The organism is Proteus mirabilis ATCC 29906, from assembly GCF_000160755.1.
GTDB classification, from domain to species: Bacteria; Pseudomonadota; Gammaproteobacteria; order Enterobacterales; family Enterobacteriaceae; genus Proteus; species Proteus mirabilis.
Genome location: NZ_GG668583.1, coordinates 191350 through 217900, shown reverse-complemented (window position 1 = coordinate 217900; position 26551 = coordinate 191350). Strand labels below are relative to the sequence as shown.

The window sequence follows — 26551 nt, the reverse complement described above, 5'->3', positions numbered from 1 at the left end:
GCTTTTACAGTAATAGGTAAAACAGTAATAAATGACTTATTCTGGTACAACCCATTCAACTAATGTGTGTCCAGTACCTTCAGGAACCAAGGTTTTATGTAGCCAAGGCAAGATAGATGCCATTTGTGATGCCAATTTCCAAGGTGGGTTAATAACAATCATACCTGATGCTGTCATACCTAGTTGATCACTATCTGGTTTCACTGCCAACTCAATTTGCAGAATTTTACGAATACCGGTGGCCTCTAGCTCTTTTAGCATCCGTTTAATTTGTTGGCGATGCACAACAGGATACCAAATTGCATAGGTCCCAGTGGCGAAACGTTTATAGCCTTCCACAATGCCTTTAACAACCGCACTATAATCTTGTTTAAGTTCATAAGGTGGATCAATTAAAGCAAACCCACGACGACTGGCGGGAGGGAGTTTTGATTTTAATTGTCCAAAGCCATCTTCCCGACACACTCTCACACGTTTATCGCGGGAAAATTCCGTACGTAATAAAGGGAAATCGGTGGGATGTAATTCAGTTAGCATTAACAGATCTTGCTCACGCAATAATTTAGCAGCCAATAAAGGAGAGCCGGGATAATAACGTAACTCATCAGATGTATTTAACGAACCGACCGCCTCCAAATAAGGCAAGATAAGTTCAGGCACCTCTTCTTGTTGCCATAAGCGTGCAATGCCTTCTAAGTATTCTCCCGTGCGAGTCGCATGTGCATTGGTGAGCTGATAACGTCCAGCGCCAGCATGAGTATCCAAATAAAGAAACGGTTTTTCTTTCTCTTTTAAAGACTCAATAATCAGGGTTTGAACAATATGTTTTAATACATCGGCGTGGTTGCCAGCGTGGAAACTATGACGATAGCTCAGCATTCTTTATCTTCCGTTAGAAATGGGCATAGCAAAGTAATTAACTTACTCTGAAAAGAGTGAATAAGCTAAGTGTATCAGAAAAAGCTGAACTTCTTTATTGAAAGAAAAAGAAACATTGAGTCTTGGCAGGCAGAGGTTATGATAAATCAATATTTAACTTAAGTCAGATAAAGGAATAGAATGAAAAAATATATTTTTACTGCAATTATTCTTAGTTTAACAGCTAGTTATGCATCAGCAGAAACAGCGGTTAATGGTTGTGACATCAAAAAACAGAATATTCAACGACAAATCGACTATGCCAAAATGCATGGTAATCAATATCGAGTACAAGGCTTAGAGCGAGCACTTAATAAAGTAGAACGTTATTGCACTCCAGAAAAGGTTGTTGAAGATACCCGCCTAGAATTACGTGAAAAACAACTGGAAGTGAAAGAGCGTGAATTAGAATTAAAAGAAGCGCAACTTAAGGGAGAGCGCGATAAAATTACTAAAAGAGAAGATAAACTTGCGCAAGCAAAAGCTGAGTTGAAAGCAGCTGAAGAAGAGTTAGAGCTACTCACAAAAAAATAATGCCCCGTAAATTCCCATTATGTTAAGCCATATAATGGGAATTATTATTCATTCGAACTACCTGCTAATCATAGGTTTGCTTAGCTAAAAAGCGCATAACTGTTAAAAATATCATCATACTTAAGCCAAAGCAGACAACTCTGCTACCCTAATAGATAGCTAATGATAATAAGCATTAAGTTATGTAATAGGCATAACCTTATGCTATTTTTCAATAATCATTATCATAATAGTACTCAATTCTTAAGAATGGACTGATTTAATTAAAGAGGATATATGTCAGAAGAGACACAGAAAAAGGCATCCAATAAAAACACTCAACTGACTCAGCCCATTAAGCATGGGTTAGAAAAAGGGCTTCATGGTGGAAAAAAAGCCATTGGTATTGGTATAAAATTCACTAATTTTGTTACCAACATTCCCTTTATTGCTCACCTTATTCGAGCGGCAGAGCGTTTTACTGACCGAATGGGAAACCAGTTTGGTGCGGCTATCACTTACTTCTCATTTTTATCATTAATTCCCGTATTAATGCTCTCTTTTGCTTGTGCGGGTTTTATTTTAGCTTCAAACCCTGATTTGTTGGCAAAATTAATTACGGGAGTTGCCAATAGTATTGATGATCCAACTTTAGCCTCAACCGTTCAACAAAGTATTGATACTGCGGTTCGTCAACGTACAACCGTAGGTTTAACAGGGTTAGCCATCGCCTTGTATTCTGGTGTTAACTGGGTCGGGAACTTACGCCAAGCCATTTTGGCTCAGTCCCGCCCGATATGGGAACGCAACAAAGAGGATCAAGAAAAAATTTACTTTCGTTATTTTCGCGATTTTTTAGCCCTTATCGGTTTACTTGTTGCACTTGTTATCACTATTACACTAACCTCCGTTGCTGGCTCCGCACAAAAATTGATTGTGCATACATTAGGTTTAGATGGTATTGAATGGCTCACACCTGCTTGGACAACCATTGGTTTAACTATCTCTATTAGTGCCAATTATCTGTTATTTTTGTGGATATTGTGGATCTTACCTCGTCACCAACCTAAACGTATCTCATTATTAAAAGGAACGCTTATCGCCGCAATTGGCTTTGAGATCTTAAAGTCGGTGATGACATGGTTATTACCTAGATTAGCTAGTTCACCTTCTGGTGCAGCTTTTGGCTCTGTGATTGGTTTAATGGCTTTCTTCTACTTTTTTGCACGACTAACACTCTTTTGTGCCGCTTGGATTGCAACAGATGGACCTAATATGCGCAAAGAAAAACACAAGAGTGAAACGCAATCTATCACCTAAAATTGTAACCTCACGAGATAGGGTTAATTCCCTGCATTAACCACCTATCAATAATGTAAAACGTAATAAGGAAAAATAAATGCCATACGTTAATATTAAAATTACCCGCGAAGGTGCAACAGCAGAACAAAAAGAACAATTAATTGCTGGGGCAACACAGCTTTTAGTGGATGTGTTAGGCAAAAATCCTGCGACAACTGTCGTCGTTATCGATGAAGTTGATACAGATAACTGGGGGATAGGTGGTAAAACAGTAACCGATTTACGTGCCAGTGCAAAAAAATAAGCTAGCGGTTTAACATATAACGATAAAAAAGCTGAAAATAGCGTTAGGCTATTTCCAGCTTTTATTTATTAAGTTAATGCCGTACTACTTATCTATTTTGTCTGTTGTGCATCTGCCTGCACCGAAGCTTTTTCACCAGTAGTTAACGATGTTTTAGCCGTGTTTGAGCTATTCGCTGTTTCTGGGTGAACTTGCTTTTCAAATTGCACACGCAATTCACCCAAGTTTACCGTTGGCGTCTCGCTACTTTGCGTTAATACAAAAGTGATATCCTCAGATAGAATTCTCGATAACTCTTGATTTAACATCTCTTTCGTTAAACCCGCTAAAAATGCTTGGCGTAAACGCTGATATTGCTCTGGTGGAATATCAATAATATTGCTTTGCTGAGACAATAAACGCTGATTAATTAAGATAGAAGTACTTGTTTTGGCATAACGCGCAAACAATTGAGTGAGTTGAATTTGCTTTTCTTGAAGTAAATCTTGATACAATTCATCACTGACACCTTGATTACGTAATTCGCCAAGCTCTTCCCCCACCCAAGTGGCAAGTGCAGGAATATTTGCCGTTGCTGTATCAACATTTAACGAGCAACTGGCTCGTTGATATTGCACTCGACAATCGATATTCACCTGCGTACTTTCTTTTTCTTTACGTTGTTCGAGACTACGACCTAAGTGCACAAAAATCACTTCACGCGCTAAATCACTTAACCAATAACGGCTCAGTGTGTCAGAATCTTTCACTGGTGACCAATCTAGATCCCAAATAAGAGAGATTTGGTCATTTTTTCGCATGGGTTCTTGCACATACAATGTTTCTGGTTTCATATCGGCAAGAACGGGCACAGGCACAGGTGTCACGCGTTTTCCTTCCAGAGAAGAAAATGCCTGATTAATACTTTCGGTTAAGATACGATTATCAACATTACCCGCAATATATAACGTCATCATATCTGGGGTATACCAACGCTGTTGATAATCTGATAACTCTTTTGTATTTACCGAATGATTAACCGGTTTACCTGGATTATGGCCTTTTAGATTTGAGCCTTCTAGACGTGAACGCCAGATAGGATCATCAATATTAGCGGGAAAAGTCACCACCGGAAGCGGTGATTGAATCGCATTTCGAACCGCATCTTCTGTATATTGTGCCGGTTTTGCTATGCCCGCCAATAATGCAAAGGCATCTTTTAATAATTCAGGCTGGTTATTAGGCAAGCTTAAGTTATAAACCGTAAAGTCATAAGAGACGATCATCGGTGGCAATGGATAATCAGGATCGAATGCATTTTTCCAAAGATTATCGCGTTTTTCTGGTGTTAATCCGGTGTTTTCTAACACATTCAGTTTTGACACCAGAGATGAAAACCCTGTTTCACTGCGCTTTTCTGATAAAGAGCCCGTATTCACTAATAAGCGAATTTGGATCCTATCATTTGGACGTTGTGGTGTTTGTAAAATTTGCCATTGGAAACCATTTGCGAGTCGCCCTTCTTGCCAAGCAGGATCAGGCTGCAGTGCTTCAGCTTGAACCTGACAAATAGCAGCGCTGAACATAACGCTTCCCAATAAAATTCGTGTCATTGCACCCTGCATGTGAACCTCTGTTTTATTAATCCTTGGTATTAAACCACTTATGAGGTTTAACAATAAATGCCGGAAGACATGTTAGATGTAAAATGTCTGTATGTTGCGTTGTCATCTTTATCACCACAGAACGCTAAAATAAAATCACTCACGTGATTAGAGTCATAGTGGTGTAAGAAGGTTCAGATATCTGACTCTTTTTGATCAGATTTTTGTTGATTATATCCTTTAATCAGCAAACCAATCTCATCATCACGATGAGATTCTGAACACGACAACATCGAAACCTGATTACTTTTATTAAGAGTCACAGCAATGTGGCGCAACGGTTTTACCATAATACGATTAATACACCAGCTAATTGCAATAGTGAGGATAAGACCCATTAATAAATAAGTCGTCAACATCAGTGCGACAGTATTACTCGCAAAACGATAAAAACGGTTAGTATCTGCCTGTAAAATAAGATGACTGGTATAGGCTTTATCGTCAGCGGAGGTAATACCTAAAGGCTGTAAAGGGATAGTCACTTCAACAGGGATGCCAAACAGCCAACGTGAAAATTGAGAAACTGATTTTTTCGGTGCAAAATCTAAGTTCATCACCTGAACATTTTCGGGTTGTGTCACAATCGCTTTACCCAGTATCCCGGTCGTTTTTAAACTAATGATCAGTTGTTTGGCATCATTTAAATCTGAACGCAATAGCGCATCAGCTAGCGGTTGTTGTATACTGACTGCCGCATTAAATAGCTGATTTTGATAATCTTCTCGGCGTTGATCAATCAAATAAACAAGCTGAATACTAATAAAAATAGCAATAGTCACCAACGTGACACCTGCAACAGCTGCCATCTGTTTGATTGTTAGTGAACGTTTGAGATGAGGTTTCATCAGTGCTATTTCCAGTAACCATGCTTGAACAACGGTGATTATACTGTATTTTTTCGATTATGTATCACAATCAATAAAGAAAAAACACACGAAAGCCTGCATCTCTACTCAGGTTAAAATCAATAAAAAGAATTATCTGGCTATAAACACAAATAGCCAGATAATATTCATCTTTTTAAGATGATAATTTTATTACTCTTTTAATTGTTATTATAAAATATCATCATTTAAATTATTTAGTTTTATGTGGATTAATATCGAAAATAACCTTATCATTCTCCGTTATCTTGCTAGCAAACTTAAATAAGCTATATTTATTAATTAAAGAAGTTTTAAACTGACCTTTAATATTAATTTCATTATCAGCTATCAAATCTATATAAGTTTTGCTTAATCCATCATCTGAAAGAGTTTCTTTAAATTTAACATCTGTTATATTTATGTTATCTCCATGTGCAAAAATCTGACCAAAACCAAGCATAGATAGTTTATTTAAATTAATATCATTAAGCTTATTTTTATCTAAGCTATTATTGTCGTTACCATCTCCTATCGGGATATTTCGATAACCTAAAAATCTGATACTGCTATTTCTCAGCGCAAATCTACCCGAGTAGTTATTATCTTGATGGGCATTAAATGAGACACCAGAATTTCTGACATAAGAAGTTGTTTTATCAATATCAACATTAATATTTCTCCCATTAAATAAAACTTCGCTATTTATAATAGCTAGTTTACCTTTAAAGTTAATATTGTCACTTTCTATATATTGAAGTGCTGATCCTATTTCTTTACCCTCAGCCTCCAACTTTCTTTTTTCTGCTTGTTTAGCTTCATCGATTTTAAGAACAGCACTCTGGATCTTGTTATATTCTGCTTGCTGTTGATCAGCAACTCTCCTAGCTTCAGTAGCTAGTTCTCTTATTTTCTTTAGTCTATTTTTATGTATATTATGAGGCTCTAACTCCATTATTTTTTCTTCTAATGCCTCTAATTCTAATGCTATTTCAGCTGATTTTTTTGCATCTATTTCAAGAAAATATAACTTCATAGATGCTAACATGAACATTAGATCTACTTCATTATATGCTCTAAATTCATTTTTTTTATTAATAATTCCGAATACTGATTTTTCATTAGCATTAATTTCTTTATTACGAATGATATTGATTTTTTTAGTGATTAGATCCCCATCAAGATTAAAAATGCCACCTTGTAGAGAGAAAAGATCTGTTTTTAATGAACTATTTTCTAAAATAGAGAGACCTTCTTGGTTATCTTTAGATAGCTCTTTTCCTTGGTCACCTTTCCAATCATAATCAACAAAACTAACCGTTTCATAGCCATTGATCACATTAAAAACTGGGATTTTATTTTTACCCAATATATTAATACGATTAGAAAAAACATTGATTGTTTGTTTTTCATTGAAATTATTAACATTCTTTAGATTAACATAACCATCTGATAAGTAAATTTTTTTTCCTGTAATACTATCTAACTTCCCTGAAATTAACATCACCTTATCTGAACCTGAAAATTGACATCCGTAGCAATCAATTCCATTTGGATTGGCGATAATCAATTCTGCATCTTGTCCTAAAACAGAGATTTTACCCTCTAATGAACTCGTTTTTTTTGAAGTTACTTCGTTAAGAATAACTTTTGCTTTTGCCTCGCTATTATCAATATTAACGCCTTCTTTTCCAACATTAAATTGTTCAAAATAGTTAACTGATAAATTCATATCGTTTGCTTTGTTGATAGAAATAGTTTCTGAACCATCTCCATTCTTGCTCACTGTTGTGTTTGCAGATTTTTCTGCATCTACAATAACGTTATTGGCTACTGCACTATTATGCATAAAAGCAAATGAAATAGAGATAACTAGAAGATTTAATGATGGCAATTTTTTATAAAACATAACGTCCCTTTTATTTAGTAAATTTAAAGAGAGACTAAATAATAAGAAACGCTAGTCATATAAAAATAAGAACAACATATAATATCATTGTTCTTATTTTATAAACCAAATTTATCAATCTATTGATTAAAACTCGCCGTGATCTTGCTCTACGGCAAAACAAGCAATCAACTGCCCATGATACTCTTTTAAAGTCGGTTGTAATTGTGTACACATTCCAAATGCGCGCCGACAACGAGCAGCAAAAGCACATCCTGGTGGTGGATTTAACGGACTAGGTAATTCACCCGTTAATTTAATTCTCTCTCGCCTTAATGTCGGTGTTAATCTTGGTGTTGCTGATAATAACGCTTGGGTGTAAGGATGTTGTGGGTTTTCAAATATCTGTGCTTTAGTGCCCTTTTCAACACAGCGCCCTAAATACATCACCACCACTTCATCTGCAATATGTTCAACAACGGAAAGATCATGGGAAATGAAAACATAAGAAAGTCCCATCTCTTGCTGGAGATCCATCATTAAATTAAGCACCTGAGCTCGCACAGAAACGTCTAGGGCAGATACAGGCTCATCAGCAACCACAATATCAGGTTCAAGCATTAAACCACGGGCGATAGCAATACGTTGGCGTTGTCCTCCTGAAAACATATGCGGATAACGACTATAGTGCTCAGCCTTTAAACCTACTTTCGCCATCATAGAAAGTACTTTTTCTTTACGATCTTGTGCACTTAACGTGGTATTAATTAATAGAGGCTCTTCTAATATTTGCCCCACTTTCTTACGTGGATTTAATGATCCATAAGGATTTTGAAAGACAATTTGGATCTTTTGGCGCCGTAATTTTTCCGCAGATTTATCTTTAACTAATAAATTTTGCCCTTGATATGAAAGCTCTCCTGAGGTTGGTACTTCAATCATCGTTAATAATCGACCTAAAGTAGACTTACCACAGCCAGACTCTCCAACCACGGCTAACGTTTTTCCTCGCTCGAGCTCAAAAGAGACGCCATCTAGTGCCTTAACGGTTTTTTCCTTCGTAAAAAGTCCACCTTTAACGCTGTAATATTTGGCAAGATTAACCGCTTTTAATAAAGGCACTGCAGTATTCGGATTAACATTAGCCATATGTTGGTCTCCCTGTATCATCCAATGGTGTATGACATTTCACTCGATGTTTACCTATCTCTTTCAATTCGGGCTCTATCTGAAAACAAGTATCCTGTGCATAGGGGCAACGAGGATTAAGTAAGCACCCCATCGGTCTATCATAACGTCCCGGAACCACGCCCGGTAATGACTCAAGCCGAGCTTTATCACTCGCAAATTCAGGTAATGCTTTTAATAAAGCTTGCGTATAAGGATGGCGAGGCGCTTTGAAAATTTCTGTTGCGAGGCCTGATTCAACAACTTGCCCTGCATACATCACAATAATGGTATCTGCAGCTTCTGCGACTAATGCCAAATCATGAGTAATTAACACTAACGCCATATTTTCTTGTTTTTGTAATTCAAGTAATAGCTCGATAATTTGCGCTTGAATGGTGACATCAAGAGCAGTAGTTGGCTCATCAGCAATCAATAATTTAGGTTGGCAAGCAATTGCCATCGCAATCATCACCCGTTGGCTCATTCCACCCGACAGTTGATGAGGATAAACATTTAAACGTGATGCGGGATCAGGAATACCCACCAGCGTTAATAGATCAATCGCCCGCTGTTTACGCGTACGATGACTTCCTCCTTGATGAACTTTGAGGGCCTCCATAATTTGATAACCGACCGTAAAACAAGGGTTAAGGCTTGTCATCGGATCTTGAAATATCATGGCAACCTCAGCACCAACCAAATCACGACGTTCAGATTCAGAAATTTGCATCAGATCACGTCCATCAAATTGTAAGGCTTGTGCTGATACGCGACCGGGAAAATCAATAAGTCCCATAATCGCTAATGAACTGACTGATTTCCCTGAGCCTGACTCGCCAACAATGCCCACCACTTGACCTTCTTCTACTTGATAACTGATCCGGTCTACCGCTTTAAACGGAGTATCTTCATCACCAAAGTGAACTGATAATTGATTTATATTTAATAACGCCATGCTCTTACTCCGTTACTGCTTTAATTTTGGATCGAGTGCATCTCGTAGACCGTCACCCATTAAGTTAAAGGCTAAAACCGTCAACAAAATAGCTAACCCCGGAAAAGTCACTACCCACCATGCACTTTGGGTAAATTGCAGTACATCAGATAACATGGTTCCCCATTCTGGTGTCGGTGGCTGTGCGCCCATTCCCAAAAAACCTAAGGCTGCCATATCTAAGATGGCATTAGAAAAACCTAAAGAGGCTTGCACAATTAAAGGAGCAATGCAGTTAGGCAAGATATTGATAAACATTTGGCGTATAGAGCCTGCTCCCGCAACACGAGACGCCACAACATAATCACGGTTAATTTCTGTTAACACTGCCGCACGCGTCAGTCGAACATAATGAGGTAGGGCAACAAAGGTTAAAGCGATTGAAGCATTAATAATCGAAGGCCCAAAAATAGCCACTAACACTAATGCTAATAAAAGACTGGGTAATGCCAGCATAATATCAACTACGCGCATAATGGCGATATCAACGATGCCACCAAAATAGCCAGCCATTAAACCTAAAATAATGCCTAAAATCAGCGAAAGTATAACGACAATGCAACCAACGAGTAATGAAAGGCGCGCACCATACATTAAGCGAGAGAGAATATCCCGCCCAACATCATCAGTACCTAAAATAAAACTCCAGCTTCCTCCTTCTTGCCATACAGGGGGCGTTAGAAGAAACTCACGAAACTGCTCATTAGGTGCATGAGGCGCTAAAACGCCTGCAAGGGCCGCTATCAACAGCATAATGACAATATAAATTAAGCCAACAACCGCCCCTTTATTTTGTTTGAAATAGTGCCAAAACTCTTGAAAGGGGGTCATTGGCACCGGTGCACTAATGACCGGTGTTACGTTATTTTCAGCCATGATGCACTCCTTATTTCTTATGACGGATACGTGGGTTAACAATGCCATATAGCACATCCACTAATAGATTCACGAAAATGATCATAGTGGCAATGAGCAATACTCCCCCTTGAACAACAGGGTAGTCTCGACGTTGTAGAGCATCAATTAACCAGCGACCTAACCCCGGCCATGAAAAAATAGTTTCTGTCAGTATCGCTCCGGCTAGCATCGTACCAACTTGTAAACCAATCACCGTCACAACAGGTAACATTGCGTTACGTAATGCATGGATCAAAATCACTCGTGCACGACTTAATCCTTTTGCTCTGGCAGTGCGAATATAGTCTTCTCCCAATACTTCCAACATTGCCGAACGCGTCATGCGCACAATAACCGCTAATGGAATAGTCCCAAGCACAATGGCCGGTAAAATAATATGGTGTAGCGCATCAAGAAAATCACCTTCTTCCCCCCAAAAGAGCGTATCAATCAACATAAATCCCGTTAGTGGATAGCTATCATCTAGAAAGACACTATCCGCCAATCGGCCTGATACAGGTGTTAGATCAAGCTTCACTGAAACGAGCATAATCAGCATGATCCCCCACCAGAAGATAGGCATAGAATATCCTGCAAGTGACACACTGATTGCCGTATGATCAAAAATAGAACCTCGTTTTACTGCCGCAAGCACCCCAACGGGAATGCCCACTGAAACAGCAAAAATCATGGCACAAATACCTAGCTCTAAGGTTGCTTTAAATCGTGGCAAAAATTCATCCCAGACAGGAATACGACTTTTTAGTGAAATACCTAAATCACCGTGCATAATGCCGTTAAGGTAATTTAAATATTGTTGCCATAGCGGTTTATCTAGTCCTAATTCCGCCATTAAATAAGCGTGACGCTCTGGTGATAATCCACGCTCTCCCGCCATAATCATGACCGGATCACCCGGAATAAGATGGACAAAAATAAAGGTTAATAACGTAATTCCGATAAACGTTGGGATCACGAGCCCCAAACGCTGAAGGATAAATTGCAGCATATCCTAATTCTCTTTTTACACATCAGCTAAAAGATAGCGCTGATAAATCAGGGGAAAGCCCCTGCGCTCACAGTGTACTGAATGTATTGATTATTATTGGATAGCGGTACTTCTCTAAACGCTCAGAGAAGTACCGTGGTAAAGATAACTCAGCTCGTTAATATCACGACTATTTTAGAGAGACATTATTAAAGTGGTGTTTACCTAATGGGTCGACCACATAGTTCTCTACTTTTTTACTGATTGGTTCATATACCGTGGAGTGAGCAATAATCAGTGCTGGCGCTTGGTCATGCATCACCACTTGAGCTTGCTTATATAACTCAACACGCTTATCGTGATCTGCCGTGATCCGCGCAGGCTGGATCAGATCTTCAAACGGCTTATAACACCATTTCGAGTAGTTAGAGCCTTGCTCTTTCGCAGCGCAACTAAACAGTGTGGCAAAAAAGTTATCAGGATCACCGTTATCTCCCGTCCAGCCCATCATCACAGCTTGGTGTTCACCTGATTTAGCACGTTTCAGATATTCACCCCACTCATAACTGACGATCTTGGTTTTCACACCAATTTTTTCCCAGTCAGCTTGTACCATTTCAGCCATACGGCGAGCATTAGGGTTATATGGCCGTTGCACTGGCATCGCCCATAAATCGATAGTAAAGCCATCTGCAAGGCCGGCCTCTTTTAGCAATGCTTTGGCTTTTTCAGGGTTATATTCATAATCGACGATATCATCGTTATAACCCCACATTGTCGGTGGAATAAGATTCTTCGCTTTCTGACCTGCACCTTGATAGACAGCTTCAATAATGGCGTCTTTATTCACAGCCATACTTAATGCTTGGCGTACTTTTTGGTTATCGAGCGGTTTTTTCTCCACATTAAAAGAGATATACCCCACGTTTAATCCGGGTTGTTCCAGTAGCTGGATATCTTTATTTTGTTTCATCTTGGCGATATCAGCAGGATTTGGGTAAGGCATTGCCTGACATTCGTTCTTTTGTAATTTGGCATAACGAACTGAAGCATCTGGCGTAATAGAGAAAACTAAACGATCTATATCAGGTTTTTTCCCCCAATATTTATCATTCGCTTTATAAAGAATACGTGAGTCTTTTTGATATTGTTGCAGTTGGAAAGGTCCCGTACCAATAGGATTGAGATCCACTTTCTCAGGAGTCCCTGCTTTCATCATATTATCTGCATACTCGGCAGAAAGAATAGATGCGAAGTCCATTGCCATATCAGCCAAGAAAGGCGCTTCTGAACGGGTAAGTACAAAGCGAACCGTATTGTCATCCACTTTTTCGATCTTCTCGATCATATTATTCATATCCATCCCAGTGAAATATTCATAACTTCCACCAGAGACTTTATGATAAGGATGATTTGGGTCCATTTGACGCATAAATGTATATATCACATCATCTGCGTTAAATTCACGAGTGGGCTTAAACTCTTTGTTGCTATGCCAACTAACCCCTTTACGTAAATGGAAAGTATACACCTTACCATCATCGCTCACTTCCCAACTTTCAGCTAAGCCGGGAGTAATTTCAGTGGTGCCGAGTTTAAACTCAACTAAGCGATCATAAAGCGGTACTGAGCTTGCGTCATAAGTCGTACCTGAGGTAAATAGTTGGGGGTTAAATCCTTCCGGTGAACCTTCTGAACAGTACACTAATGTTTTCGCTTGCACACCCGCTGAAATAGCCAAAGCGAGTAAGCCGATTGTAGCGGTTAGCAACCCTGTCTGTTTTTTGGAGCTTCTCATCATTATTCTCCGTCATTATTCTGTTGTGTTTTTTGGTTTCCTGTTTAAAAACGGAATACCTTTTTATTTTGTCATTGTTCAATTAACCAACTGTATTCGTTTCCGTCAATAAGGGGCTTTACGCCAAAATGAACAAGTTGCAAACATAAACGAAACAAATACCAAACAATTACAGGATAAAAATTGGACAAATTGATTTAATGGTAGAGAATTAAACCACACATTAAGTAAGTCTTAAGTTAAATGACTATTTAAAAAAAAACGATATTTTGTGATTGAACGCTTAAATATTAAACGAATATATTGAAATGAAACAAAGAAGTGGGTGGTTTATTCTGTTAGTAGCGAAGAATAACACCAGTATATAGAAGATAATCAGCGCAATACTCCGTTAATCCAAAGAGAGAAAAATACCTTTTTCTCTCTTTGACTACTAGTATGCTATATAAGCCAATAATCTATAGTTATTTATTAAATAATTTATAAAAACAGTAGTAAAAAATATAAAATAAATCACCATAATCAGAAGTTAAATTGGGTATTAAAATTAAACTGCGATCCTGTTGCTTCTCGACTAGAAGGGGCTGATAACGGTATGCTCCATACTAACTGATAACTTAGTTTCTTAAAGCTACCTTCTAATCCTATTGCCGCACCAACTAAATATTTATTTTTATTATAAAAAATGTTTTTTCTATCTTCTGAAACGGAACCATAATCTATGGCGGAAAATAGCATTTGGTTATTCAAGGGTGTAAGCCAAGTAACCTTATGCCGGGAAACAAACTGATTGGCATCAGAATAACCTTTGCCGGACTCAAAACCATACACGCTATACAGACCACCAATGGTTGCTTTATCAAGTAATCCATCAATATCTGAGCGAGTCAGTTGAAATATCATTTCTGGTTGATAAAAAAATTGCTGTGAAGTGATTTTAAAGGGAATTAATGCATCAAAATTAAGATTAAAAATGGGTACACCATTAAGTGAATCTATCGGTGATAGTCTTGCGCCAGGAATAAAAACACTCTGCTTATAATGAAATTTTGTATTAAGGAAACCCCCTCTCATAAAGCGATAATTTTGCTCAATACCCGCATTAATATAAGGACTGCGACGCTCATGGACTGATAAGCGATAGCCTGACACTTCATTGCGATAAGTGTAATATTGTATTCCACCACTTAAAGTCACCGTACGCTGTGTTGAAGGTCTAAATTGGCGCTGGATCTCAAAAGAAAGAAGCTGTTGACGCGTTTTTTGTAACTCTTTTGTCACTTCAGAGACTCTCATTTTTGAACCAATATCATAACCAAATAATGTCGCACGCCAATAATGATAAGGTACTTGCCATAAAAAGATCTGCTTCTTGATACCTCTTGATTTTAAGGTATCGAGTTGACTTGAAAGAATAACCATTAAAGTATCATTAAGTTGCGCTAGATTACCAAAGCTTAGCCTTGTAGTACCAAATAGATCTCCGTAAATTTTCTGCTCCTTATTATCAATCGATACCGAGCCTGCCATTGTCCTTTTTCCCACTTGAGAAAGAGAAATAATTGACTCATGTTCTTTTGACGAGGGTTCTATCTGAATTTTGACATTACTATTAGGACGGGATCTGAAATTGTCAGCCCCCTGTTCAATATCTTTAACGTTTAAAACATCACCTTTTTTGACAGGCACTGCCTGTGAAATCAAATAGCGTTTATCTGTCGGGGCTTCGGAAACAATGTCTTGCACTCTCCCGACATTTAATGTGATATCCAATACCTCGTCATCGGCATAAAGATCAACTTTACCCACCTCACTGGTCACATAACCTGCATCATAAAGCAGCGCATTCAGAATATTGATATCTTGTTCTAACAATGCCTGTGACTGACAATGCCCAACTAATTCAGCTTGCCATTTTGCCACTTGGCGTTGCAGTGATGGGGAAGAAAACTCATCGAGATGATGGAGTTTTACCTGTTTGATTGAAAAACAATGCACAGAAGGTGTGATAAATTCCCTTTTATTTTGTGGCGCTAAGTTCACTAAAGAGACATTGTCATTTTGTTGTAGTAATTGATCTCTAAGTTGTGTTTCTGTCGGTAAATCTACTGGTACAGGGGGATCGATATGACTTTCATTCGCTACAGAAAAAAAAGCACAACACCATAAAATACAATAGATTAAAATAGACAACTCAATACGCATTCAATTTACACTCTTATCACCGGAAATAGGAGTGCTATGTATATGTAAAGAGAAATAAAAAAGATTTATAAAAACCGTCTTTTTACTCTGACTTACCTACACAGTTACCAATAATGCAACTATGTCGACTTATCAGATCAGAGAGTAAAAAATCATAAGCGATTATTTATAAAGAGATGCCTTAAAACGACAAAACCCCGCTTTAAAAAAGCGGGGTTTCTAAATATGGTCGGCGAGAGAGGATTCGAACCTCCGACCCACTGGTCCCAAACCAGTTGCGCTACCAGGCTGCGCTACTCGCCGAAAACGAGGTGCATCTTACTGCCAGAAAGCCAAAGCGTCAATACTTTTTTCTTATCTCCCAACTGTTCGTATGGTTTTCAACCAAAACGACTGATTTTTAACTTTTTATTAGCACTATTGCTGAAATTAACCGCATCATAAACCCTACTTTTACTTAAGTTATATGAAACAGCTATTTTTCTTTACAGTTATCAGAAAACATCATGAAAAATGACAAATTTATTCTTTATTGTTATCGTTTATTTCATGCACTTTTTATATAATTACCCTATGTCAAATCAGTTAGGTGAATTTAGAGCATGAAATCACGTTGGGGCATTAGCACATTACTTTTATTCGTCACCACATTTTCAGTCCAAGCGGCTACATCACAAACTTGTCGGGTTTACTTTAAAGAAGCCGATAAATTCTTACAATATATTGCTACTAGAGATGACTTAAAACAGAACATGCCTGAAATAAAAGGTAATTTTGAACAAAATAAAAAGTTGATCAGTTCTTCCACCCTAAAAGAGCAAAAAGCAATTTGTGAAAAAGGAATGCAAGAGCTTGATAACCTTAACAAGATGTTTGGTCCAAAAGAAGCTACAGCAAAAAAATAAATATAAATAATGACTAAATAATAAATAAGTGATTATATTTAGTCTTATTTATAATAATTAGGTTTTATTTCCAGTATTAAGTGTATCATTAGTGCTACCTAATTTTTTTATCCTTTCTTTAGGTGAATTATCACTGTTGTCATCATGTTGTGTATAATAATCATAAGGAAGCAATAAAGTATCTAATAACGCACTAAAAGGAAGATCAAGAATAACTAACGGTTTCATTGCCCACCCTGTTTCATCATCAGAAAGCATATTAACGTTATTTTTTGTTCCTGAATAAAGCTCGTTATTAGGGCCTGCATGCGTCATAACACTTGAGCACCCTGTCAGTGATAGCATAAACGTCGCTAGTATTAACTTGTTAATGATTATGGATCTCATAGAGCACCTATAAAAAGCCGTTAGGGTTAAACACCTTTATTACATAGTTAAACCTGTTTTCCTTGTTAGGACAAGAAAAAGAAGATCTAAGGGGTTTATTTTTAATAACACAGGTAATTAATTTAATCTAAAAATAAACTCATTTTATATAATAATTCTGATGTTATAAATTATTATGTTTCACTGATATTAAAATTCAACCCTATTCATTTTAAATAAATATTTTAACTGAATATTTATCTTTTTTATTTTTTTGATCGTTATATATGCTGAATTTGTGCAATAAGACACAGCGTTTTTTTATCTTTTTGGCAAACTAGATGTATCGTTTTAGCTAGTGAGTTACTTGGCTATTTCACTTGGCATAGGATCTGTTTTATGAGTGATATTGCATTAACAATGGTGATGTTGTCATTAGCAGGCGCCTTAGGACTTTGGATAGGTAACGTTAAAATCTATCGGGTCAGTTTAGGAATTGGCGGAGTGCTGTTTGGAGGGATTATTGTCGGCCATTTAGCTCAACGTTATGGACTGGTGCTCAACACACAGATACTCCATTTTATTCAAGAATTCGGCCTTATCCTCTTTGTATATACCATTGGTATCCAAGTCGGCCCCGGTTTTTTCTCTTCTTTACGTGTATCTGGGCTTAAGCTCAATGCCTTTGCCATTTTGATTATTTTACTTGGTTCACTAGTAACAGCCTTTATTTATCACTTATTTAATGTGCCACTACCCATTATTCTTGGCATTTTTTCCGGAGCGGTAACGAACACGCCTTCATTAGGTGCAGGGCAACAAATCCTCACCGACCTTAATATCGATCCAGCCATAATCAGTCAAATGGGAATGGGATATGCTATGGCTTACCCCATGGGAATTTGTGGCATTCTTTTGGTCATGTGGTTTATTCGCGTGCTGTTTAAAATCAATATAGAGCGAGAAGCAAAACACTTTAACCATCAGCAAAACAGCACTAAAGAGACACTGCATACCATTAACATTGCCATTCGCAATCCCAATTTAGATGGCTTATTAATGCAAGATATCCCACTACTCAATGAAGATACCCTTGTCTGTTCACGTTTGAAACGTGGCGACGAGATTATGGTTCCGATGCCTTCCACTATTATTCAGTTAGGCGATTTACTGCATATTGTCGGCTCAAGAGAAGATCTCAATAAGGTTCGCCTTATTTTAGGCGAAGAAGTAGATGCTTCACTTTCTACCTCAACCCATCAATTACAATCTGTGCGCATTGTTGTCACGAATGACTCAGTATTGAGTAAACGATTAAAAGATCTCGATTTAAAAAGAAAATATGATGTTGTTATCACACGATTAAATCGAGCAGGAATTGAACTAATTCCTAGTAATAACAGTATGCTACAGTTTGGCGATATTTTAAATGTTGTGGGTAGACCTGGGGCCATAGAAGCAATTACGGTACTTTTAGGTAATGCACGACAAAAATTAGAACAAGTACAGATGTTGCCTGTTTTTATTGGCATTGGTTTAGGGGTTTTATTAGGCTCTATCCCTATTTTTATTCCGGGGATCCCTGTTGCACTAAAATTAGGCCTTGCTGGCGGGCCGCTGATCGTGGCCTTGATTTTAGGCCGTATTGGTACTTTCGGGAAACTCTATTGGTTTATGCCCCCAAGTGCTAATCTTGCACTACGTGAACTCGGGATCGTCATGTTTTTAGCTGTGGTTGGCCTTAATTCCGGTGGCGAGTTTATTGATACCTTAATATATGGACAAGGGTTAAGTTGGATTGGCTATGGTATCGCGATCACACTACTCCCATTATTGATAGTCGGTATAATGGCTCGTCTCGTTTTTAAGTTAAATTACCTTACCCTATGTGGCGTACTTGCAGGCTCGATGACTGATCCTCCCGCTCTAGCATTCGCTAATTCTATTCATCAAAATAGCGGTGCTGCCGCACTTTCTTATGCCACGGTTTATCCTTTAGCTATGTTTTTACGTATCATCACGCCACAACTAATGGCACTGATTATTTGGGCTTTGTAGCGAATTTAATAGATATATTAAATGGTTGCAGTCAATTTGTTATCAAATGCTTAATTTCACTTTACAGAAGGATAATAAAGGGCTTAAAAGGGGCTTATTTAAGCCATCGATTTTATTATTATCTGTTTTAATAGCGCTCGTGCTAAGAAATTTAGATTGAGACGGATTGCTAACTTTTAGTAATCAATTTCTTTCCGTCAAACTTATGCTCAAAAGTCCTCGTTATTGTCTTTGCCCCTTCTTCTCGCTGAAGGGGCATTTTTATTACTTATTTATTCTGGCGATAAGCATCGTTCTATCTCTTCCGATAGGATCTTTATTCCTTTTTCAATTAATGCAGGCTCTGGTACATAATTCATTCGCATACATTGATGTGCATGTTGCCACGACTCTTCTAAGCCTGGAAAGAAATAGTGACCAGGAACCATCAATACACCACGTTTTTTTAAACGCCGATAGAGTTCTTCACTTGAGATTGGTAAATCTTTAAACCAAAGCCACAAGAAAATAGCCCCTTCCGGTTTATGGATAAGGCAACGCTCTTTAGGTAGATAGCGACGAATAATATCAATAGTTTCAAGTACTCGTTGATGATAAAAAGATCTAATTATCTCTTGGGATAATCGCATTAAATCATCACGTTTGAGCATTTCTAATGCCATCGCAGGGCCAATACCTCCAGGGGCAAGACTAATAATGCCATTCACATTCGTGATTGCAGTAATAAGCTCTTCATTAGCGATAATAATGCCACAACGAGCCCCCGGTAATCCTAGCTTAGAGAGGCTCATACAAAGAATGGTGTTGTCATTCCAGTGGGGAGTTGCTTGGGAAAAAATAATCCCCGGAAAGGGCACGCCGTAAGCATTATCAATAATCAGTGGGATATCATGTTTTTTCGCTAAGGCATCCAGCTTTTTTACTTCATCATCAGTGATCACATTACCTGTTGGATTTGTTGGTCTAGAAACACAAATAGCACCAATATCATCACCTATCGTTAAATGTTCAAAATCTACATGATATTTAAATTGTCCATCAGGTAGCATTTCAATAGTGGGTTTATTCGCAACAAACAAATCTTCTTCTAATCCGGCATCGGCATATCCAATATATTCCGGAGAGATGGGAAAAAGAATTTTGCGCTTTTTACCCTCAGCAGATTGGCCACCGAGTAAATTAAAAAGATAAAAGAAAGCACTTTGACTGCCGTTAGTAAGCGCAATATTTTTAGCGGAAATATTCCATCCTAATTTTTCTTTTAAACAAATAGCCAAGGCGTTGAGCATCGCATCTTTACCTTGTGGCCCATCGTAATTACATACGGCATCACTTAATGAGCCATTATTCACCATCTCTTGTAATAATTGGTGAAAATAGCTGTCCATCTCAGGAATATGGGCAGGATTTCCTCCTCCTAACATCACCGCTTCTGGTGTACGTATTCCTTCATTTAAGTCTTGCATCAAGCGAGAAATACCTGAGTGGCGAGCAAATTTTTGCCCAAATCGTGATAGTTGAGTCATCTTTGCAGGATCTTCTTTGTCGTTTTTCATTAGATAAACACCATACCGTGAGCCGGACTCAGCATCAACCGTTAACAGATGTATACTTAAATATCAACACCAACCTTAAAACCAATATTGAAATATAAATTCAGTTTTAAATCCAATTAAAGATAACTAAACTAGTATTCTTCTATTTAATACTACTTTCCGGCTGAGATTGCCGACAAAAACAACAGAGTATATGATCGTTAACCATGCCTACTGCTTGCATAAATGCATAACAGGTGGTGGTACCAACAAATTTAAACCCTTTTTTCTTTAACGCCTTAGCCATATCATCTGAAATTTCAGTAAAAGCAGGAACCTGTGAAATAGTCTGCCACTGGTTATCAATGGGTTTTCCATCAACAAATTGCCAAATAAATTCACTGAAATCTTCACCCTGAGCTTCCATCGCTAAAAAGGCACGCGCATTATTGATAATGGCGTTAATTTTGCCACGATGACGAATAATAGACGGATCTTGTAGTAGTGTTTCCACATCTTTTTCAGTCATTAGTGCTATTTTTTCAGGACGAAAATCAAAAAAGCAACGACGAAATCCCGCTCTTTTCTTTAATACGGTATACCACGACAAACCTGCCTGTTGTCCTTCAAGGCAGATCATCTCAAAAAGTTTGTATTTATCTCGCTGTGGTTTTCCCCATTCATTATCATGGTATGCGAGATATTCAGGATCTTGAGTTACCCAATCACAACGTTGTTTATTCATTTGCTACATTCCTTGTTCTTTATAGGTGTTATTCATACAATTGATATCGCTCTTTATATACTGTATAAAAACACATGTAAATAGACTAAGAAAAAATCATTCTGGCTATTTGAGCATAGTCATAACAACGATTAAGGCACTATTTTTTTGATCAAGAGAAAATTGCCCGTATTCCTTGCTGTATATCTTTCGTCTAGAAGGTATACTGAAACCTTTCTTTTTATTCTATGTATCGCCATGCGGATATAACATGCAAAAGTTTGATACCAAAACCTTTCAGGGGCTGATCCTGACATTACAGGATTATTGGGCTCGTCAGGGCTGTACCATTGTTCAACCATTAGATATGGAAGTAGGAGCAGGTACCTCACACCCAATGACCTGTTTACGAGCATTAGGTCCAGAGCCTATTGCAGCGGCTTATGTTCAACCATCACGCCGTCCAACTGACGGACGTTACGGTGAAAACCCTAACCGTCTACAGCACTATTACCAATTCCAAGTTATCATCAAGCCATCACCGGATAACATCCAAGAGCTTTATCTTGGCTCTTTAAGAGAATTAGGATTAGATCCTACTATCCATGATATTCGTTTTGTTGAAGATAACTGGGAAAACCCAACATTAGGTGCTTGGGGATTAGGCTGGGAAGTTTGGCTCAACGGCATGGAAGTGACGCAATTTACCTATTTCCAACAAGTCGGCGGATTAGAGTGTAAACCCGTCACTGGCGAAATTACTTACGGTTTAGAGCGTCTGGCAATGTACATTCAAGGCGTTGATAGCGTTTATGACTTAGTTTGGTGTGATGGCCCATTAGGTAAAACCACCTACGGCGATATTTATCACCAAAATGAAGTGGAACAATCAACTTATAACTTTGAATATGCAGATGTTGACTTCTTATTCTCTTGTTTCGAACAATATGAAAAAGAAGCTCGTGAGTTGTTAGAGTTAGAAAAACCTCTGCCTTTACCTGCTTACGAACGTATCTTAAAAGCAGGTCACACTTTTAACTTATTGGATGCACGTAAAGCGATTTCTGTTACAGAGCGTCAACGCTATATTTTACGTATCCGTACTTTAACCAAAGCCGTCGCTGAAGCTTATTATGCTTCCCGTGAGGCGCTTGGTTTCCCTATGTGTAAAAAGTAAGAGGCTATTATGACAACTGAGACTTTCCTTGTGGAAATCGGCACAGAAGAGTTACCGCCGAAAGCGCTTCGTTCTTTAGCCGAATCTTTTGCGACCCATTTTACGGCTGAACTGGATAACGCCAATATTACTCATGGTGATGTATCTTGGTTTGCCGCTCCTCGTCGTTTAGCCATCAAAGTGGCAAATATGGCAAAATCTCAAGCAGATAGGATCGTTGAAAAACGAGGCCCTGCTATAGCGCAAGCATTTGATGCTGAAGGTAAGCCAACTAAAGCCGCAGAAGGTTGGGCTAGAGGTAACGGCATCACTGTTGATCAAGCTGAACGTTTATCAACGGATAAAGGTGAGTGGCTCTTTTATCGTGCTGAAGTTAAAGGCGAAGCCGTTAACCAACTACTGGCTGGTATGGTAAGCAATGCACTGGCAAAACTGCCTATCCCTAAATTAATGCGTTGGGGTGATAAAGAAACGCATTTTGTGCGTCCAGTGCATACTGTTACTTTATTATTGGGTGATACCCTCATTGACGGTGAAATCTTAGGTGTACAAAGCGATCGTATTATTCGTGGCCACCGTTTTATGGGTGAAGCTGAATTTACTATCGATAATGCAGACCAGTACCCTGAAATCCTTTATGAACGTGGTAAGGTCATTGCCGATTACGAAAACCGTAAATCCATCATTCTTCATGATGCACGTCTTGCGGCTGAAAAACTAGGTGGTGTCGCTGATTTAAGTGACAGCCTAGTTGAAGAAGTCACTTCATTAGTTGAATGGCCTGTGGTGTTAACGGCAAAATTTGAGGAAAAATTCCTTGAAGTTCCGGCTGAAGCACTGGTTTACACCATGAAAGGCGATCAGAAATATTTTCCTGTTTACGATAAACAAGGTGCGCTATTACCTCACTTTATTTTCGTTTCTAACATTGAATCCTCTGATCCTCAACAGATAATCAGTGGTAACGAAAAAGTGGTTCGCCCTCGTTTAGCGGATGCGGAATTCTTCTTTAAAACTGACCGAAAACAGCGTTTAGAAGATAACTTACCACGCCTTGAAACTGTTCTTTTCCAAAAAGATTTAGGCTCTCTACGCGACAAAACAGACCGTATTCAAGCTCTCGCCGGTTTTATTGCTGAGAAAATGGGTGCTGATGTCAATAAAGCAACACGTGCTGGTTTATTATCAAAATGTGACTTAATGACCAATATGGTGTTTGAATTCACCGATACCCAAGGGGTTATGGGGATGCATTATGCTCGCCATGATGGTGAAGATGAAGAAGTTGCTGTCGCATTAAAAGAGCAATATCAACCACGTTTTGCAGGTGATGCACTACCATCTAACCCAGTAGCAAGTGCTGTCGCTATAGCTGAAAAAATGGATACGCTGGCGGGTATCTTTGGTATTGGTCAACACCCTAAAGGGGATAAAGATCCTTTCGCTTTACGTCGTGCTGCCCTTGGTGTGCTACGTATTATTGTTGAACAAGATTTACCATTAGATATTGAAGAATTAACCCAAGAAGCGGCTCGCTTATATGGTGACAAACTGACGAACAAAAATGTCGTCAGTGATGTCGTAGAGTTTATGCTAGGTCGTTTCCGTGCTTGGTATCAAGAGCTGGGTTATAGTATTGATACTATTCAAGCGGTATTAGCGCGCCGCCCAACACAACCTGCTGACTTTAACGCTCGTGTAAAAGCCGTTACTTACTTCCGAACCTTAGAAGAAGCAGCTGCATTAGCCGAAGCCAATAAACGTGTTTCTAATATCTTAGCAAAATCAGCAGATGTTAAGCTCAACGATAAAGTATTAGCCTCGGTGCTAAAAGCGCCTGAAGAAGTTCAGCTAGCGGCTAATCTTTCTGTGCTACAAGATAAGCTAGCCCCTCTATTTGCTGAACGTAAATACCAAGAAGCATTAGTTGAACTCGCCTCTTTACGTGATGTTGTGAATAACTTCTTTGATAAAGTGATGGTAATGGATAAAGACGAAGAAATTCGTGTCAACCGTTTAACCATGCTACATGAATTACGCGAGTTGTTCTTAAAAGTCGCTGATATTTCTGTTTTACAATAAGTTATAAAACTTAGTCATACAACAACATAAAACCGGCATTGCGAAAGCAGTGCCGGTTTTTTTACTTAAAATTAAAATAAAAAACGATTAAAAAATACCCATTTACATTCTATGATTGAGTGATAAAATTTACTATAGTAAAAACTACCACAGAGGACGTGATGGTTATTTATAAAACAAAGATGTTCAAAAATAGTTTCAAAAAAATAACGCTTACGAATGCAGAACTAATAGCTATCGCTACCGAAGTCCTTGCAGGACAATTTGAGGCAGATCTAGGTGGTGGTGTTATCAAGAAACGTGCCTGTATCCAAGGAAAAGGTAAAAGTAGCGGAATTAGAACAATTATATTTTATAAGCAAGGGAATAATTTATTCTTTGCTGATGGTTGGAAAAAATCGAGTTTAAGCTCTAAAAAAACCAAAGAGATCACAGATGATGAACTTGAGTCCTATAAAGATCTAGCAAAAGATCTCTTCAATGCAAATCAAAATAAAATAGATAAAATGATTGCACTAGGCCTTTTAACAGAGGTTAAATATGACTGATAAAATGAAAGAAATGCTAAAATTTGCACAAGAAATGGAAGATGCAGGAGTCACTGATGGCAGTACAACTAAACGTATTGCCGCCAGAATAAAAGCGAAAGAATTACAAGCTAAGTATAAACATCCTACCCCTATGACAGGTGAAGATATAAAAAGGATCCGTGAGCAAAATAATATCTCTCAATCTTCCCTTGCTTTGATATTGAATATGACTAAAGAAAGCGTTTCTAAGTGGGAAAGAAACGAAATTAAGCCCAATGGTGCAGCACTACGACTTCTTCATTTAATAGATAAAAAAATATTATTCATCTAGTTTCCTCAAAAGAATAAAAACCGGCATTGCGAAAGCAGTGCCGGTTTTTTATTGGTGATTAATCAATTTATTATAAATAGTATGATGAGTAAGCTCGATGATCCTGATAGACTCATTATCAATAATATTAACAATAATATGTAATAAATTTTCAATATCTTCTGCGTGAAAAGATTCTATTTCCGTTTCTATCTCAATAGGAAAGCCATTTATTTTACTAAAGCTATAACCAAATAGTATAAAACCACCCTCTTTACTTAAATCAGCATTATTAATATAAACAAGGCGCTCACTATTTATAAAATGAATATTACTTTTATTATTATCTTCAAATGATACCTTAACTTTATTATTGGTGATCACTTCTAGCTTTTTGACCACTGCACTGATTTTATCTTCTATCTTACTTCGTAGATCAATAATAAAAGATGCTCTATTGAGTGAAGCTTTTATTTTTTCGAATATCTTATGTTCATCATTCATGGAAGATCCTACAAAATATGGGGTAATGATCAAATTTCTTAAAAAAGATATCATCAAGGCAGTGATTATCATCATTTAGGACGCGATAAAAATCAAGCTGTTCAAGATCTAATTTAAAACAATCTTCTTTTCCATATAAAAATGATGAAGAAAAAATCATTTGATCAAACACATACAAACGATTAATAGATGCGGAATTATAATAATATGTACCTAAATTATTAGTCTTCTTATCAGATAAGAGATACCAAAATGGGTTAAATAATAGTTTTCTTTTCTTTTTTATTAAATGATAATCTCTTGTCGCATACAATATATTAAGCATCGCATTAGAATAAGGCTCTGTATTATAATCCCCCATACAAATAAACTGAACATCATCTCCATTATTTTCAAAGAGTTTATTAATACTACTTCTTAATCCTGCAGCTGCCACTTCTCGAGTTGTATCATTAGCACTTAATATTGATGGCCAATGTGATAAAAAAAGGGTGATTATTTTTTGATGTTCGATTTCTTTAAATACAACAGCAACGCCTACCCTTACCATTCTATTATCAGGCTGGAGTTTAGTTAAAAACTTACTTGAAATAAACTCTAGTTTATTCATTTGATATATTAATGATATATCAATAATAATTCGTCCTATTTTCCCTGAGAGATCGATATAACCCATTTTTAATTGAGTTGCCAACTGCTTAAAAGCGTAGCCTTCGTTTTCAGAAACCTCACTCAACGCAATGATATCAAGCGTTTTTTTAATGATAAGTTCTTCAAGATATTTTTTCGCTAAGCCAACTTTTTCAGTCTTGACGTTCTGTTTTGATTTTGTCGGTGGAGATATTCCTATATTCCACCAGCATAAATTTAATTCCAT

Annotated in this window: 24 protein-coding genes and 1 tRNA gene; 9 read left to right on the top strand and 16 right to left on the bottom strand. The window is 37.7% G+C overall.

What is annotated here, in order from left to right; all coding sequences use genetic code 11:
• Positions 1-36 precede the first annotated feature (36 nt).
• Entirely contained in the window at positions 37-879 is an 843-nt protein-coding gene (locus HMPREF0693_RS16935; RefSeq protein ID WP_004246852.1) for a 23S rRNA (adenine(2030)-N(6))-methyltransferase RlmJ, read from the bottom strand.
• Positions 880-1059: 180 nt separating this feature from the next.
• Here HMPREF0693_RS16935 and HMPREF0693_RS16930 point away from each other — a divergent pair, with 180 nt between their 5' ends.
• The 3 genes from HMPREF0693_RS16930 (at position 1060) to HMPREF0693_RS16920 (ending at position 3037) form a co-directional block, all read left to right on the top strand.
• Complete coding sequence (locus tag HMPREF0693_RS16930; protein WP_004246851.1) at positions 1060-1452, top strand: DUF1090 domain-containing protein; 393 nt, start codon at positions 1060-1062, stop codon at positions 1450-1452.
• 276 nt (positions 1453-1728) lie between these two features.
• On the top strand, positions 1729-2751 hold the full coding sequence (yhjD, locus tag HMPREF0693_RS16925; RefSeq protein WP_004246850.1) for an inner membrane protein YhjD: 1023 nt from the start codon (positions 1729-1731) through the stop codon (positions 2749-2751).
• A 79-nt stretch (positions 2752-2830) separates the two neighbouring features.
• The gene (locus tag HMPREF0693_RS16920) at positions 2831-3037 is read left to right on the top strand and encodes a 2-hydroxymuconate tautomerase family protein (RefSeq protein WP_004246849.1); all 207 of its coding nucleotides are present in this window, start codon (positions 2831-2833) and stop codon (positions 3035-3037) included.
• A 92-nt stretch (positions 3038-3129) separates the two neighbouring features.
• Here the strand turns inward: HMPREF0693_RS16920 and HMPREF0693_RS16915 are convergent, their stop codons facing one another.
• The 10 genes from HMPREF0693_RS16915 to HMPREF0693_RS16870 form a co-directional block, all read right to left on the bottom strand.
• Positions 3130-4602, bottom strand: a complete 1473-nt coding sequence (locus HMPREF0693_RS16915) for a M16 family metallopeptidase (protein ID WP_223293380.1) — start codon at positions 4600-4602, stop codon at positions 3130-3132.
• A 212-nt stretch (positions 4603-4814) separates the two neighbouring features.
• On the bottom strand, positions 4815-5525 hold the full coding sequence (locus HMPREF0693_RS16910; RefSeq protein ID WP_004246847.1) for a HAMP domain-containing protein: 711 nt from the start codon (positions 5523-5525) through the stop codon (positions 4815-4817).
• Positions 5526-5757: 232 nt separating this feature from the next.
• Entirely contained in the window at positions 5758-7452 is a 1695-nt protein-coding gene (locus tag HMPREF0693_RS16905) for a two-partner secretion domain-containing protein (protein ID WP_004246846.1), read from the bottom strand.
• Positions 7453-7578: 126 nt separating this feature from the next.
• Entirely contained in the window at positions 7579-8580 is a 1002-nt protein-coding gene (gene dppF / locus HMPREF0693_RS16900; protein ID WP_036895743.1) for a dipeptide ABC transporter ATP-binding subunit DppF, read from the bottom strand.
• Positions 8573-9556: a dipeptide ABC transporter ATP-binding protein gene (gene dppD, locus HMPREF0693_RS16895; RefSeq protein ID WP_004246844.1), complete on the bottom strand. Its 984-nt coding sequence runs from the start codon at positions 9554-9556 to the stop codon at positions 8573-8575. The genes dppF and dppD overlap by 8 nt, the downstream gene beginning before the upstream one ends.
• A gap of 12 nt (positions 9557-9568) precedes the next feature.
• On the bottom strand, positions 9569-10471 hold the full coding sequence (gene dppC, locus HMPREF0693_RS16890; protein ID WP_004246842.1) for a dipeptide ABC transporter permease DppC: 903 nt from the start codon (positions 10469-10471) through the stop codon (positions 9569-9571).
• A gap of 10 nt (positions 10472-10481) precedes the next feature.
• A complete protein-coding gene (gene dppB, locus HMPREF0693_RS16885) occupies positions 10482-11501 on the bottom strand; it encodes a dipeptide ABC transporter permease DppB (RefSeq protein ID WP_004246841.1) in 1020 nt (339 codons plus the stop codon).
• Between the two features lie 169 nt (positions 11502-11670).
• On the bottom strand, positions 11671-13278 hold the full coding sequence (dppA, locus tag HMPREF0693_RS16880) for a dipeptide ABC transporter periplasmic-binding protein DppA (protein ID WP_004249098.1): 1608 nt from the start codon (positions 13276-13278) through the stop codon (positions 11671-11673).
• Positions 13279-13800: 522 nt separating this feature from the next.
• Positions 13801-15483 carry a ShlB/FhaC/HecB family hemolysin secretion/activation protein gene (locus tag HMPREF0693_RS16875; RefSeq protein ID WP_004246839.1) on the bottom strand — a complete coding sequence of 561 codons (1683 nt, stop codon included), beginning with the start codon at positions 15481-15483 and terminating at the stop codon, positions 13801-13803.
• A 226-nt stretch (positions 15484-15709) separates the two neighbouring features.
• Positions 15710-15786, bottom strand: a tRNA-Pro gene (locus tag HMPREF0693_RS16870).
• A gap of 299 nt (positions 15787-16085) precedes the next feature.
• Between HMPREF0693_RS16870 and HMPREF0693_RS16865 the strand changes: the two genes are divergently transcribed.
• Positions 16086-16388, top strand: coding sequence for a DUF5339 family protein (locus HMPREF0693_RS16865; RefSeq protein ID WP_004246838.1), 303 nt, complete (start codon positions 16086-16088; stop codon positions 16386-16388).
• Positions 16389-16445: 57 nt separating this feature from the next.
• Here the strand turns inward: HMPREF0693_RS16865 and HMPREF0693_RS16860 are convergent, their stop codons facing one another.
• A complete protein-coding gene (locus HMPREF0693_RS16860) occupies positions 16446-16775 on the bottom strand; it encodes a YceK/YidQ family lipoprotein (protein ID WP_004246836.1) in 330 nt (109 codons plus the stop codon).
• Positions 16776-17153: 378 nt separating this feature from the next.
• Here HMPREF0693_RS16860 and HMPREF0693_RS16855 point away from each other — a divergent pair, with 378 nt between their 5' ends.
• Positions 17154-18812: a putative transporter gene (locus tag HMPREF0693_RS16855; protein WP_004246835.1), complete on the top strand. Its 1659-nt coding sequence runs from the start codon at positions 17154-17156 to the stop codon at positions 18810-18812.
• A 272-nt stretch (positions 18813-19084) separates the two neighbouring features.
• On the opposite strand, the gene HMPREF0693_RS16850 is transcribed toward HMPREF0693_RS16855, so the two are convergent.
• Together HMPREF0693_RS16850 and HMPREF0693_RS16845 are read right to left on the bottom strand one after the other, a co-directional pair.
• Positions 19085-20338 carry a valine--pyruvate transaminase gene (locus HMPREF0693_RS16850; RefSeq protein WP_036932504.1) on the bottom strand — a complete coding sequence of 418 codons (1254 nt, stop codon included), beginning with the start codon at positions 20336-20338 and terminating at the stop codon, positions 19085-19087.
• A gap of 172 nt (positions 20339-20510) precedes the next feature.
• A complete protein-coding gene (locus HMPREF0693_RS16845; protein WP_004246833.1) occupies positions 20511-21092 on the bottom strand; it encodes a DNA-3-methyladenine glycosylase I in 582 nt (193 codons plus the stop codon).
• A gap of 250 nt (positions 21093-21342) precedes the next feature.
• On the opposite strand from HMPREF0693_RS16845, the gene glyQ reads away from it, so the two are divergent.
• From glyQ to HMPREF0693_RS16825, 4 genes are all read left to right on the top strand, one after another.
• Complete coding sequence (gene glyQ, locus HMPREF0693_RS16840; RefSeq protein WP_004246832.1) at positions 21343-22248, top strand: glycine--tRNA ligase subunit alpha; 906 nt, start codon at positions 21343-21345, stop codon at positions 22246-22248.
• A 9-nt stretch (positions 22249-22257) separates the two neighbouring features.
• Positions 22258-24330, top strand: coding sequence for a glycine--tRNA ligase subunit beta (glyS, locus tag HMPREF0693_RS16835; protein WP_004246830.1), 2073 nt, complete (start codon positions 22258-22260; stop codon positions 24328-24330).
• A gap of 161 nt (positions 24331-24491) precedes the next feature.
• The gene (locus tag HMPREF0693_RS16830; protein WP_004249093.1) at positions 24492-24878 is read left to right on the top strand and encodes a type II toxin-antitoxin system RelE/ParE family toxin; all 387 of its coding nucleotides are present in this window, start codon (positions 24492-24494) and stop codon (positions 24876-24878) included.
• Positions 24871-25191, top strand: coding sequence for a helix-turn-helix domain-containing protein (locus HMPREF0693_RS16825; protein WP_004246828.1), 321 nt, complete (start codon positions 24871-24873; stop codon positions 25189-25191). Before HMPREF0693_RS16830 ends, HMPREF0693_RS16825 begins: the two co-directional genes overlap by 8 nt.
• A gap of 48 nt (positions 25192-25239) precedes the next feature.
• On the opposite strand, the gene HMPREF0693_RS16820 is transcribed toward HMPREF0693_RS16825, so the two are convergent.
• The gene (locus HMPREF0693_RS16820) at positions 25240-25674 is read right to left on the bottom strand and encodes a hypothetical protein (protein ID WP_004246827.1); all 435 of its coding nucleotides are present in this window, start codon (positions 25672-25674) and stop codon (positions 25240-25242) included.
• On the bottom strand, positions 25667-26551 hold the full coding sequence (locus HMPREF0693_RS16815; protein WP_004246826.1) for an endonuclease/exonuclease/phosphatase family protein: 885 nt from the start codon (positions 26549-26551) through the stop codon (positions 25667-25669). The genes HMPREF0693_RS16820 and HMPREF0693_RS16815 overlap by 8 nt, the downstream gene beginning before the upstream one ends.